At 68.7% G+C, this 12,577-nt stretch carries 10 protein-coding genes and 3 pseudogenes; 6 read left to right on the top strand and 7 right to left on the bottom strand.

Going from position 1 to position 12,577, the window contains the following annotated elements; genetic code table 11:
- The 3 genes from DKT69_RS33670 to DKT69_RS33660 form a co-directional block, all read left to right on the top strand.
- The coding region (locus DKT69_RS33670) for an ROK family protein (protein WP_109805447.1) at positions 1 to 991 on the top strand (991 nt) is incomplete at its 5' end.
- Positions 992 to 1,478: 487 nt separating this feature from the next.
- A complete protein-coding gene (locus tag DKT69_RS33665; protein WP_109805443.1) occupies positions 1,479 to 2,702 on the top strand; it encodes an epoxide hydrolase family protein in 1,224 nt (407 codons plus the stop codon).
- Positions 2,703 to 2,708: 6 nt separating this feature from the next.
- Complete coding sequence (locus tag DKT69_RS33660; RefSeq protein ID WP_236648517.1) at positions 2,709 to 3,656, top strand: redoxin domain-containing protein; 948 nt, start codon at positions 2,709 to 2,711, stop codon at positions 3,654 to 3,656.
- Position 3,657: 1 nt separating this feature from the next.
- On the opposite strand, the pseudogene DKT69_RS33655 reads toward DKT69_RS33660, so the two are convergent.
- The 4 genes and pseudogenes from DKT69_RS33655 to DKT69_RS41540 form a co-directional block, all read right to left on the bottom strand.
- Positions 3,658 to 3,768 (bottom strand): annotated as a pseudogene (locus tag DKT69_RS33655) (DDE-type integrase/transposase/recombinase); the annotation flags it as partial.
- A gap of 44 nt (positions 3,769 to 3,812) precedes the next feature.
- On the bottom strand, positions 3,813 to 5,648 hold the full coding sequence (locus tag DKT69_RS33650; protein ID WP_109805446.1) for a glycoside hydrolase family 15 protein: 1,836 nt from the start codon (positions 5,646 to 5,648) through the stop codon (positions 3,813 to 3,815).
- A 264-nt stretch (positions 5,649 to 5,912) separates the two neighbouring features.
- Complete coding sequence (locus DKT69_RS40380) at positions 5,913 to 6,359, bottom strand: MDR/zinc-dependent alcohol dehydrogenase-like family protein (RefSeq protein WP_236648516.1); 447 nt, start codon at positions 6,357 to 6,359, stop codon at positions 5,913 to 5,915.
- 95 nt (positions 6,360 to 6,454) lie between these two features.
- A pseudogene (locus DKT69_RS41540) lies at positions 6,455 to 6,781 on the bottom strand (alcohol dehydrogenase catalytic domain-containing protein); the annotation flags it as partial.
- Between the two features lie 328 nt (positions 6,782 to 7,109).
- Here DKT69_RS41540 and DKT69_RS33640 point away from each other — a divergent pair.
- Entirely contained in the window at positions 7,110 to 8,537 is a 1,428-nt protein-coding gene (locus DKT69_RS33640; RefSeq protein WP_109805441.1) for a cytochrome ubiquinol oxidase subunit I, read from the top strand.
- Positions 8,534 to 9,529, top strand: a complete 996-nt coding sequence (locus DKT69_RS33635) for a cytochrome d ubiquinol oxidase subunit II (RefSeq protein WP_109805440.1) — start codon at positions 8,534 to 8,536, stop codon at positions 9,527 to 9,529. The genes DKT69_RS33640 and DKT69_RS33635 overlap by 4 nt, the downstream gene beginning before the upstream one ends.
- Positions 9,530 to 9,590: 61 nt before the next feature.
- On the opposite strand, the pseudogene DKT69_RS40375 reads toward DKT69_RS33635, so the two are convergent.
- Positions 9,591 to 10,016 (bottom strand): annotated as a pseudogene (locus DKT69_RS40375) (transposase); the annotation flags it as partial.
- The gene (locus tag DKT69_RS33625) at positions 10,012 to 11,241 is read right to left on the bottom strand and encodes a low temperature requirement protein A (protein ID WP_161558001.1); all 1,230 of its coding nucleotides are present in this window, start codon (positions 11,239 to 11,241) and stop codon (positions 10,012 to 10,014) included. The pseudogene DKT69_RS40375 and the gene DKT69_RS33625, both read right to left, overlap by 5 nt.
- 495 nt (positions 11,242 to 11,736) lie before the next feature.
- Here DKT69_RS33625 and msrA point away from each other — a divergent pair, with 495 nt between their 5' ends.
- Positions 11,737 to 12,213 (top strand): peptide-methionine (S)-S-oxide reductase MsrA, encoded by a 477-nt coding sequence (gene msrA / locus DKT69_RS33620; protein WP_109805445.1) that lies wholly within the window; start codon positions 11,737 to 11,739, stop codon positions 12,211 to 12,213.
- 151 nt (positions 12,214 to 12,364) lie between these two features.
- Here the strand turns inward: msrA and DKT69_RS38705 are convergent, their stop codons facing one another.
- Positions 12,365 to 12,529, bottom strand: coding sequence for a hypothetical protein (locus DKT69_RS38705; RefSeq protein WP_161558000.1), 165 nt, complete (start codon positions 12,527 to 12,529; stop codon positions 12,365 to 12,367).
- Positions 12,530 to 12,577 lie beyond the last annotated feature (48 nt).

The following is a 12,577-nucleotide window of genomic DNA, read 5'->3' as shown; positions in this document are numbered from 1 at the left end:
CGGCCGGGGCCGGGTGGGCTCCTACTACGCCCTCACCGACCAGGTCGGCACCGCCCTGGTGTTCAGCATCGCGCCGGACGGCGTCGTGGCCGAACGCGTCGACGCCCGAGGCGACACGGTCACGAGAACGCGGCAGGAGATCACTCGGCCGGCGCGACCCGCCCAGGTCGCCGCGGCGCTGCGAACCGCCGCCGAACATGCCCGGCACGACGCCGCGCCGACCACCCGGCTGGCGGTGGTCAGCGCCGCGGACCCGGTGGACCGCACCACCGGTCGACTGATCCAGCTACCCGACGCCCCGTTCCTGCTCGGCGAACTCGACCCCGTCGAGGTGCTCACGCCGTACGTCGCCGGGCCGGTCATCGTCGACAACGACGTGAACTGGGCGGCGCAGGCCGAACGCGACAGCAACCCCGCCGCCCCGCGCGACTTCGCCTACCTGCACCTCGGCGAAGGGCTCGGTTGCGCGGTAGTCAGCGACGGCGAGATCCGGCGGGGGCACACCGGCATCGCCGGCGAGATCGCCCACCTGATCACCCTCGGGCCGCACGGCCAGGCGACCCGTCTCATCGAGGTGTTCGGCGAACTCGGACTGCGCCGAGCCGACTCGACCGCGATCGACGTCGACCGCCTCCTGAGCAGCGCCACCGGCCACGGAGCACAGGCCGCCGCCACCCGGCACACCCTGGGCCAGGCCATCAGCGGCGTGCTCGCCGCCATCGTCGCGCTCGCCGACCCGGAACTGGTCGTCATCGGCGGTTCCTGGGGCACCCGACCCGCCATGGTGGACGCCATCTCCTCGGCCTTCGCACGCTTCCCCCGGCACGTGCCGGTCCAGGTTGCCGAGGTGACGGAGCAACCGTCCCTGGCCGGCGCCCGAAGCGACGCGATCAACCGCCTGCGCTCAGCCATCGTCGCCGCGCCCCGCACCGCGGCCACCCAGGCGACGGCCGGACCAGGGGCCGCTTCCACCGCCGACGCCGGCGGCTGACCAGACCTCGCCTTTCCACGCCTCGGCAGGAGGGGCCAGTTTCCCCCGGATCGTGGCGGACCGCGTCATGCAGGTTGAGGACCGGCTCGCCGTCGAGATCCGTACGCCTCAGCCCGCCGAAGCCGAGCATCAGCTCCCCCGCGAGGTCGCAGACCGTCCAGTAGCCGAAGCCGTGCCGGGACCAGTGGTCGAGCCAACGGGCCAGCTCCATCCGGCTGCCTTCGTGCGGTCGCCTCACCCGGGCCGGTCGACGTGGCCACCGTGGCCGACACCGCCGCCTGCTGGCGGCGGGCCGAGGCGGGCCGTCGATTCGACGGCCGTGTGGATTGCTCAAATGGCCCGTGATCACGGGAAAGGCCTTCTAGGCTCGGGCAGAAGGACCGCGTGCCTCTGCCGAACTGGCACAAGTCCCGGCAGCGCCTTACCCAAGGCCCTCGCGAAAGCTCCGCTCGACCGCCAATGAGCTCAAGACGAAAGGGAGGCCCACGTGGCTGTCAAGACCGAAGCGCGAGCGCCCGTCAGCGAGATCCGGCCGTTCAACATAGAAATCCCCGAGGCGGACCTCAAGGCGCTGCGTGCGCGCATCGCGGCAACGCGCTGGCCCGAAAAGCAGACCGTCGACGATCAGTCGCAGGGCGTGCCGCTCGAGACGAGCCAGGCGCTCGCGCGCTATTGGGAGAAGGAGTACGACTGGCGCAAGGTCGAGGCGAGACTGAACGCCCTACCGAACTTCATCACCGAGATCGACGGGCTCGACATCCACTTCATTCACGTTCGTTCGAAACACGACGACGCGTTGCCGCTCATCGTCACGCACGGCTGGCCCGGCTCGATCATCGAGCAGTTGAAGATTGTCGGACCGCTCACCGATCCCACGGCACATGGCGCGAGCGCGTCGGACGCGTTCCACCTGGTGATTCCATCGATGCCCGGCTACGGCTTCTCGGGCAAGCCGACCAAGCCCGGCTGGGGTCCCGAGCGCATAGCCCGCGCCTGGATCGAGCTGATGAAGCGCCTCGACTACACCCGGTTCGTGGCCCAGGGCGGCGACTGGGGCGCGCTCATCACGGAAGTCATGGGTCTGCAGGCGCCTCCGGGACTCATCGGCATCCACACCAACATGCCTGGCATCTTCCCGCCCGACATCGACGCGCTGCTCCAGTCCGACATCACCGGAGCGAACAAGGCACTCGGCTCACTGCCATCCAATCTCTCAGCCGACGAAAAACGCGCGTGCGAGCAGGCGGACTTCTTCTGGAAGCATTCCGGCTACGCCCTCATGATGGGGCGCGCAGAGACGCTGACCGGATTGGCGGATTCGCCCATCGCGTTGGCGAGTTACATGCTCGACCACGACGCAGCAAGCCTGGACCTGATCTGCCAGACCTTCGCCGGACAACCCCGCGGCCTCACGCGAGACGACATCCTCGACAACATCACGCTCTTCTGGCTGACGAACACGGGGGTCTCCGCGGCTCGTCTCTATGCGGAGAACAAGCTCTCCTTCTTCGCCGCCAAGGGCGTCTCCATCCCGGTTGCCGTGAGCGTCTTCCCTGATGAGCTCTACCAGGCGCCGAAGAGTTGGGCAGAACAGGCGTTCCCCAATCTCATCCACTACAACAGGCTCGACAAGGGCGGGCACTTCGCGGCCTGGGAACAGCCGCAACTCTTTTCGGAAGAGGTACGCGCCAGCTTCCGGTCGCTTCGCTAGACCACGGTGCCCGAACGTCTGCACATGCCCTCACTCGGCGGGGCGACCGAGTGGCTCAACACCGAGCCACTCGGCCCCGCCGAGCTGCGCGGCCACGTCGCCCTCGTCAACTTCTGGACGCTGACGTGCATCAACTGGCTGCGCCAGGAGCCGTACGTCCGGGCGTGGTCGCAGGCCTACCGGAACGACGGGTTGGTCGTCATCGGAGTCCACACGCCGGAGTTCTCGTTCGAGCACGAGATCGACCAGGTGCGACATGCGATCACGGCGCGCGGGATCGACTACCCGGTCGCGGTCGACAACGACTACGGGATCTGGGGCGCATTCGACAACCACTACTGGCCGGCGCTCTACTTCGTCGACACGGACGGCATCATCCGCGACCACCACTTCGGCGAAGGACGCTACGAGCAATCGGAGCGCGTCATCCAGCGGCTACTCGGCGTCGAGCGCGAGCTCGTCCCTGTCGAACGGCTCGGCGTGGAGGCCGAGGCCGACTGGGACCACCTGCGTACGCCCGAGACGTATCTCGGCTACGCGCGCAGCGAGCACTTCGCGTCGCCGAACGGCGCCGCATTCGACGAACGCCGGGCCTACGAGCTCCCCGAGAGCCTGCCCTTCAACCACTGGGCCCTCGCCGGCGAGTGGACAATCGGGTCTGAGGACGTCGTGCTCGACCAGGCCGGCGGAGGCATCGCCTACCGGTTCCACGCGCGCGACGTGCATCTCGTGCTGTCTGCCGGAGCGCGAGAGCCGATCCCGTTCCGCGTGCTCGTCGACGGCGAAGCTCCGGGCCCGTCACACGGCGTCGACGTGGACGAAGATGGGAACGGCTTGCTCCGGGAGGGCCGCCTGTACCAGCTCGTGCGCCAGCACGACGCGGTCCGCGAACGGACCCTGGAGATTACGTTCCTCGAGCCCGGCGCCGAGGCGTACGTATTTACGTTCGGGTAAGCCGGGCCGACACGAGCACGTCGATGACCTGTCCGTACTGGTCAACTGCCCGGTACACGTACCGCCAGACCCCGTTGACTCTGACGTACGTTTCGTCTACGAACCAGCCAGAACTGTTATCAATCTCGCCACGCCGTCCGGGCCGCTGTGAAGGCCTCATGGCGCTGGCGTGCTGGCCTCTGTCAGGCGCAAGGCGGCGGAGAGCAGGCCGATGTGTGAGAACGCCTGCGGGAAGTTCCCCAACTGTTCACCCGTACGCAGGTCGATCTGCTCGGCGAAGAGGCCGAGGTCGTTGGCCCGCCCGGCGAGGCGTTCGAACAGCGCGGCGGCCCGATCCCGCTCGCCGGCCAGCGCAAGGCACTCGACCAGCCAGAAAGAGCAGATGACGAAGCCCGCCGACTCGTCGGGCCAGCGGCGGACCAGCCCATCGGTGGTCAGCTCCTGTTCAATCCGTTCGATAGTCGCGCGCATCCGCGGGTCGGCTGCGGGAATGAACCCGATGATGGGCAGGACGAGTATCGATGCGTCGAGCACGTCGGATCCAAAGGCTCTGGTAAAGGCGCCAACGCTGGGATTCCAGCCCTGTTGCAGGATCGCGGCACGGATCTCGTCGCGGGCCGCCGCCCAACGCTCCAGGTCCGCCGCACTGCCGAGGACGGTGCCGAACCGCACGGCTCGGTCCAACGCCATCCAACATCCCACCTTGGACGTGACGTAATGCCGCTCCTCGCCCCGTGCCTCCCACATTCCCGAATCTGGCAGCCGCCAGGTTTCGGCCGCCTGCTCGGCCAGGGAACGCAGCAACCGCCGTACGTCGTCGGGCATGGGTTCGAGGCTGTCACGCAGCACCCACGCGGCGTCGATCACCTGGCCGAGTGCGTCCTGTTGCCGCTGGCGCCAGGCATCATTGCCGATCCGCACTGGACCCCTGACAAGGTGCCCGGTTAGCACGTCGAGCTGACGTTCGGCCAGGTCGTGCTCGCCCTCGACCCCGAGCATGATCGGTACGGGCTGCCGGCCCACATCGCCGATCGCCTCGGCCAACCAGCGGAAGAGCCGTTCCGCCTCTAACGAGCAGGCCGCCTGGTACAGGGCCCGCATGGCGAGGCTGAAGTCGCGCAACCACACGTAGCGGTAGTCGTAGTTGTCGTGGCCCTCCGGCCGCACCGGCAGCGAGGTGCTTGCCGCGGCGACGTACGCACCACTTGACTGATAGGTCAACCCCCCCAGGATCATCACATTCTGGCGCACCAACTCCGGATATTGCCCTGGGTAGTTGTGCTCCGATATCCAGGAGCGCCACCCCTCGGCTGTCTCGGCGAGGGTCCCTGGTACGTCGACCGGCATTGGCTCGCGTTCGTGATAGGTCGACGAGTAGGACAGGGAGAAGGATTCCCGCTGTCCCGGGTCGACCGTGAACGACGCTGACGCTTCGGTCCGCTGGTGGTGCACCGGCACCGTCGCGGTCATCCCGAGCGTGGTGCCCGTGGCTCTCGCGACGAGAGTCTCGCCGCGCAGATCGAGATGGGCCCGCACGCGGCCGTACTCGAAGCGGGGCGCGTAGGACATCACCATTGGAACGTGTCCGGAGAGCCCTTCCACCAGCCGCAGGAGGAGGCCGGGCGGATTCCGGCCGATCTCGTGTCCGCGGACATTCGAGTCCATGGCCAGGGCGTCGGTGACCGCTACGGATCCGTCCCGGGTGGTGAATACCGTCCGCAGCACCAGCGTGTTTGTCAGGTAGCTCCGCTCGACCTGGAAGTCTCCGGCAGGCCGGATCCACCAATGTCCGCCGTCCTCGTCGAGCAGGCGGGCGAATATCGACGGCGCGTCGAACCGAGACGGGCACCACCAGTCCACGGAACCGTCGCGGCCGACCAGGGCTCCGGATCGGCCGTCGGCGAGGTAGCCGTAGTCTTCAATCCGACCGGCGCACACGGCGTGCAACCCCGGACTGGTCGGTTTCCAGTAGCTGAGCCACCTAGCGATCATCCTTGCCATGTTGGCTGATAGCCGTGTTAGCTGACGGGGCGGATCCTGAGTAGTTCGACCCGAGACGCCCTGAATTGCGCTTGCGCCTACTTACCCCTGTCCGGTTGATTTAACCGGGCGGAAACCGATGCGCGGGCTACGGACCGACCGAACAGCGCAGCTGATCATCGCCGGACACGCCTTCATGTAGAACCTACGACGCGGCCACCACGAACTCGGACTCGACGCCACCGTGCCGTTCGCGGTCGGCGAGGACCAGGACACCTACGTTCGCACACCGAAGGGTTGGCGGTTCACCTCGCGTGTCTGGGTGTGCAACTGTTCACCCGTTGGCCCAGTAGTTCGCGAGACGAGCCGGTTGGTGGCCAGCAGGTCGTTGATAACGGCGGCCGCCTCCGCTAGGTCTGCGGCCGAGGCCTTGCTGATGACGAACCCCCTAATGCTGGCGTCACGTGTGTACGGCGCGCCCATCGGCAGCACCGGCCGGGCCGCCATCCCGGCCAGCGCGATGGTCCGTCCACCCCGCTTGAGCGCCGGGAAGGCCTGGTCGCGGTAGTCGATCAGCAGGTGAGCGCCGCACCGGCGGCACCAGTCGAAGTCCTCTGGCGCCGTGGCAAAGACGCGAGCACCCCCCGCCACCGCAAGCTGTACGGCCGCACTCCCGACCCCGCCCGCCGCCCCGGCGACGACGACCGTCTCACCGGGCCGCAAGGAGCCGGTCCGGAACAGGCCGAGGTACGCGGTCGCCGCGGTGTGCAGTACGGAGGCGGCGATCGCCGGGTCGGCCTGCGCCGCAGGCGGTAGAGACGCTCCCGGGGCACCACGGCGAACTCCGCGAATGACCCTTGACGCCCCCGGTGCCCCAGACTGTTGCACCAGACCTTCTCTCCGATCGCGAATTCATCCACCCCTTCGCCGGCTCGTACTACGGAGCCGACCAGGTCGCGACCGATCACGAACGGGAACGGTGTGTGCGTGGCGTACCCGCCGGAGCGTACGAACGTGTCGACATGGTTGACCGCGATCAGCTCCGTTCGCACCAGGACGTCGGTGGGTCCCGGAACCGGCACCGAGAGGGGGCCGATCCGGATGCGTTCTGGGCCCCCGAGTTCGGTGAGGTACGCCTCCAACATCGTGTCAGGCAGACCCGCCATCGGTGTCCCTTCCCACCGGACCGGCCGGGTCCTGGCGCACGGCGTAGCGCGCACTCCAGGACTCGACGAGGTCGGTGTCCTCGCGATGCCGAATGTGTAGGCGGGCAACATGATCGGCAACACCCGCTCCGCCCTTCTGCCTGGTCAACGACGGCCAGAGTGTGCATTCTCGTGGGAAACATCGGTGGTAACTGCTCGGGCGTGAGGGCGGTCGGCCCGAAGAGCCAGTCGACGTAGCTGTATGAACCGCCCTAATCCTCACCCCCATCGGTATGTTTTGGGCCGCCGTCAACGGGTAGTACGCGCCATGTCTGGCCTGTCACTGGTGACCGTCGGCGTCAGCTTCGTGCTCGCCGATCCGGCGCAGCTGCTGCCGGCGCGCGAGCAGATGGCCTTCACGCTCGGCTTCCACATCATCCTGGTGCCGTTCGGGGTGGCCTTCACATTCCTGATGCTGATCGCGAACGCCCGCGGCATTCGCCGGAACGACGAGACTGCGCTGCTGCTGGCCCGGCGCTGGTCACAGGTGGCGGCGGTGCTGTTCGCCGTCGGCGCGGTGTCCGGCACGATGCTGTCGTTCGAGCTCGGCCTGCTCTGGCCACGACTGATGGGCAACTACGGCGCGGCGTTCGGCATCCCGTTCGCGATCGAGGGTCTGTTCTTCTTCTTGGAGGCGATCTTCGTCGCCATCTACGTCTACGGGTGGCGGCGGATGCGCCCATGGCCACACTTCTGGACCGGGGTGCCGGTGGTGCTCTCCGGGATCGGCGGCACGCTGTCGGTGGTCGCGGCGAATGCCTGGATGAACCAGCCGGGCGGATTCACCATGCGGGACGGCAAGATCGTGGAGGTCCGCCCACTCGAGGTGATCTTCAACGACGCGTTCTGGTACGAGGCCATCCACATGCTGCTGGCCGCGTACGTGGTCGCCGGGTTCGTCGTCGCCGGCGTGTACGCGGCCGGGATGCTGCGCGGCCGCCGCGACCGGTACCACCGGCTCGGCCTGCTGATACCGCTGACCGTCGCGGCGCTGGCCACCCCGCTGCAGGTCTTCGTCGGCGACATCGCCGCGCGCGAGGTCTACCGGAACGAGCCGGCGAAGTTCGCCACGATCGAGGCCCTCCCGACCACGGGCACCCACGTGCCGGAGGTGCTGGGCGGCTACTACGCGAACGGGAAGGTGCACGGCGGCCTCAAGGTTCCCTCGGGGGCCTCGCTGCTGTCCGGCTACTCACCGTCGACCCGCATCCAGGGCCTGGACGCCATACCCGCCGAGGTGCGGCCGCCGGACCGCCTGGTCACGATCGTTCACCTGAGCTTCGACGTCATGGTCGGTATCGGTTCCGCGCTGCTGGCCCTCTCCGCCTGGTACGCGCTGGCCTGGTGGCGCCGCCGTGATCTGCCGCGCAGCAGATGGTTCCTACGGGCGACCACGGTCAGCGGTTTGCTCGCGGTGGTGGCGCTGGAGGCGGGCTGGGTGGTCACCGAGGTCGGCCGGCAGCCGTGGACGGTCGTCGGTCACCTCCTCACCCGGGACGCGGTCGCCACGTCCGGCAATCTGTGGCTGTTCTTCGCCGCCACCGTCGCGCTGTATGCCGCGGTCGGCGCCACCACCGTGTACGTCCTGCGGCTGCTGCGCCGCCGCTGGCGCGACCAGGGCGGGGCTACCGAGACGGACGTGCCCTACGGGCCGCCCCGGGCCTCGGAGTCCGCGCCTGCGGGAGGGCAGGCGTGAGTACGGTCGCCGCCGTCGTGTTGTTCATCGGCGTCACCGCCTACGCCGTGCTCGGCGGCGCGGACTACGGTGCGGGCTTCTGGGACCTCACCGCCGGTGGTGCGCGGCGCGGGCGGGCCCCGCGGCACCTGATCGACCACACGCTGGCACCGGTGTGGGAGGCCAACCACGTGTGGCTGATCTTCTGCCTGGTGATGCTCTGGACCGGCTTCCCTTCCGCCTTCGCCGCGATCATGACCACGCTCTACATCCCGCTGGGCCTCGCCGCGCTGGGCATCGTGGTCCGCGGAAGCGGGTTCGCCTTCCGGAAGGTGGTGGTGAAGACCGACCATCAGCGGGCGACCGGGGCGGCGTTCGCCACCTCGTCGGTGATCACGCCGTTCTTCCTCGGCACGGTCGCCGGCGGAATCGCCTCCGGGCGGGTGCCCGCCGACGGACACGGCAACCCCGTGACCAGCTGGGTCAACCCGACGTCGCTGCTCGGCGGGGTGCTCGCGGTCGGGGTGTGCGCGTTCGTCGCCGCGGTGTTCCTCACCGCCGAGGGCCGTACCCACGCCGACGCCCGCCTGGAGCGCTGGTTCCGCCGTCGAGCCCAGGCCAGCGCCGTGGCGACCGGCGCCGTGGCACTGGCGGGCATCGCCATCCTGCACGCTGACGCCGGGCGCCTGTTCTCCGGGCTGACCGGCCGCGGCCTGCCCCTGGTGCTGGTCTCCGCGGCATGCGGGCTGGCCAGCATCGCCCTGCTTCACCGGGCCGCGCCCCGGTTGCTGCAGGCGCTCGCCGTCAGCGCGGCCGGCACGGTGGTGGTCGGCTGGGGCGTCGCGCAGTACCCGTACCTACTAGGCACCCACCTACGCATCGACGAGGCCGCGGCTCCCGACGCCACCCTGGCGTCGCTCACCCTCGTCGCCGCCGCGGCGCTCCTGCTCGTCGTGCCGGCCATGGCGCTGCTGTTCGTCCTGCACCAGCGCGGTCGCCTGGACACCGCCTGACTCCGTTCACGCTGGCGCCGCGCTGGACCGCGGCCGGTTCAAGATTCGTTGGTGGTCTCGTTTCGGACCACCACAGCCACACCGGCTTCGGGATCGCGCCGCTGGGCAGGTGATTCACCTCCAGCCGGATCACGGTGCCTTCGATGAGCGGCAGGTCGCCGGTCTGGTCGAGCCAGGCGTTGCGGTGCGTCAGCCGGGGATGCAGTCGGTTCCAGCTGCGGGCGGTGGCAGTGCCGTAGAGGCGGGTGTCGGTCACCGTGGTCACGTCGGGCCTGCCCCAGCTGGCGGGGTCGCCGAAGGTGAACTCGCCGCCGTGGCGGGGTGGTCGGGCGTTCGTGCCCGGCCGTTGGGGCGGGGCCGCGCGGCGCAGCACCCGATCGGAGCGCATCCGGCCCAGCACCTGCACCGGCAGGTCGCGCAGAAGGTACGCCAGTCGGGGTGTGTCGTAGCCGGCGTCGGCGACGATGAGGACCTCGGGATCATCAGCCGGGCGGCGACGGGACCTCCGGTGGCTTGCCCGCGGCGTTGCGCCAGTCCAGCACGGCGATGAGCAGCAGCACTGCGGCGGCGGTGGTCGCGGTGGCCAGCGGCGACACCCGCCCCATCAGCGGGGCTACCGCGGCCAGCAGGGCGATGCCGACGATCCTGCGCCGCGAGACCCGGGCGAACACCAGATGCTCCAGGCGGGCCCGGCCGACGAGGAACAGCGCCGGCCCGCCCAGGATTGTCGCCCGCCACGACGGGTGTGTCACCTGGGTGTGGCTGTGCTGCACGATCTCGTGTCCGATTGCGGTGGTGACGATGCCCAGCACCATCAGCGCATGCGCGAACCCGACCCGTCGACCCCACCCCGCGGGATCGCCTGCCGCGTCGAGGGCCTCGGGCAGCAGCTCACCGGCCTTTTGGAAGTACACCCGCCACAGCATCGTCGTGGTGGCGAAAGCGATCACCAGGCCAGCAGTCTTGTAGAGGTCGTGCGGGTGGGTGCTATAGCTGATCCCGACGGCGAGGATGCTCTCACCGAGGGCGATCATCAACAGCTGTTGGTTCCGGTTCGCCAGGTAGTGCCCGGCGAGCTGCCAGATGGTGTTCTGACGCCGACCCAGCCCGGGCAGCGGCCAGCCCAACCTCGCCGATCCCAGATCCACCACCACCGCCACCGCCCACCACACCAGCTGGGCGGCGCCGACGGCCACCCCGCCGCCTACCCAAAACAACCCGGCCAGGCATAACCACGCCGTTACCCGCCAGTACAACCGGCGCAACCGGTGCGACCGCAGACCCAGCGATATCACGGCCGGGCGCGCCACCCGCGCCGTCACGAACACCACCGCGAACACCAGACCTTCACCGGCGAACGCCCCCGGCACAGCCGTCCCCATGATCATCATGGCGAAGGTGCTGAACAGCAGCATCACCCGGGTGCCCGCGCGGCGTGGCTCGAACCGGCCGGTGAGGTACGCGGTGGTGGTCCACAGGTACAACACCGGTATGAACAGCAACACCGTCCGGCCGGCATTGCCCCACCGCCGCGCCGGGTTGTCGTTGAGGAAGCCGGGCAACGACCCCGCGACTACACGGTCGAGCGCGAACACCACCGCCAGATCGAAGAACAACTCCACGAACGTCGCCTGCTGCGCGCTGCCGCTCCGCCGCAGCAAGCCCACCGCCCGACCCGCGGCCCGCCGCCGCCCCGCAAACCGGCTGCCCATCTGACCCATTCAACTGCCCGGCAGGCCCGAACACACCCGATACCGCCAAGGCAACCGCGGCGGCCCGCGACTCCAGGCGACGCCTCGAGCGCGGGCATCACCTGTGCACATCAGGCACCAGGTCGAGCCCGACGCCCCGCCGCGGCCGAGGCGACCGCACTGTGCGCCACCGCCTGCCATACCACCCTGGACTGGCCCAGGTCCTATCTGATCCGTACGCTACGAACCGTGTCTGGGAAGAGACTCAAGTTAAGGGGGCCGAGGGCGCCCGACGCGCGAAGCTATGGCTTGAGTCGACGACCCGCGTAAGCGTCCAGTGGGTAAATCCTCATCCCGTCGCTGTGCCGAAGCTGACGTTCAAATGGCATGGTGGGTCGACATTTTCCTTTGACCTTGGCGGAGTGCTTCTTGGCGAGGACCTCCATGGTCAGGAATTCCTTGCCGAATGCAAGAAGTATGCAAAGCCGTCCGACCAGGGCACCCTGTACGTTAAGTATCTCGCGCAATGCTACCGCGCTGCTGTTCCGCCACCAGCCCGGCGTCGTGTCCACGCGGGTCGGCTACAGCGGCGGCGACGTCCCGAACGCCACCTACCGCAACCACGGCACCCACGCGGAGTCCATCGAGGTCGTCTACGACACCGAGAAGACCGACTTCCCCGCGCTGCTCGAGTTCTTCTTCCAGATCCATGACCCCTCGACGAAGAACCGCCAGGGCAACGACATCGGCACCAGCTACCGCTCGGCGATCTTCTACACCAGCGACGAGCAGAAGCGGGTCGCCGAGGACACGATCGCCGACGTCGACGCCTCGGGCCTGTGGCCCGGTAAGGTCGTCACCGAGGTCACCCCGGCAGGCGACTTCTGGGAGGCTGAGCCCGAGCACCAGAACTACCTGCAGACCTACCCCAACGGTTACACCTGCCACTTCCCCCGCCCCGGGTGGAAGCTCCCGAAGCGGGCGACGGCCTGACACCCCCGGCCTGGGGCCGAGGTGGTCGGCCTGGACGAGGATTCAGCCGGATGGGTGCAGGCTCTCTCCGGCACCGGTGCCGATCGAGACGTGGCATTCGACCGGCTGCACGAGATGCTGGTGCGCGCGGCATTGCCCGACTTGGCTCAAATTAGTGCGCACCTTGGGTGATCGCGGCGCCGGCGGTGCGGAGGTCGTCGGGTAGTAGGTCGGTGGCGGTGATGGTGTGATTGCCGGCCTGAATTTCGATGACGCGGTAGCAGCCGGCGGTGCGGACGAGTCGTCTGATCGACCAGTCATTACGGTCTTCGATCAAGCGGCGGGATACCCTACCTGCGGTGCCTCGAACCGCGTGACCGGAGGA

It is taken from the genome of Micromonospora sicca (assembly GCF_003172935.1).
GTDB lineage: Bacteria > Actinomycetota > Actinomycetes > Mycobacteriales > Micromonosporaceae > Micromonospora > Micromonospora sicca.
The sequence above is the reverse complement of the archived record's forward strand: the minus strand, read 5'-3'. Positions and strand labels throughout refer to the sequence as shown.

What these genes read in the sequence shown, in the direction of transcription:
- DKT69_RS33650 (WP_109805446.1), bottom strand. Translation starts at nt 5,648, where the DNA reads ATGATCGCTAGGTGGCTCAGCTACTGGAAACCGACCAGTCCGGGGTTG.
- DKT69_RS33640 (WP_109805441.1), top strand. Translation starts at nt 7,110, where the DNA reads ATGTCTGGCCTGTCACTGGTGACCGTCGGCGTCAGCTTCGTGCTCGCC.
- DKT69_RS33625 (WP_161558001.1), bottom strand. Translation starts at nt 11,241, where the DNA reads ATGGGCAGCCGGTTTGCGGGGCGGCGGCGGGCCGCGGGTCGGGCGGTG.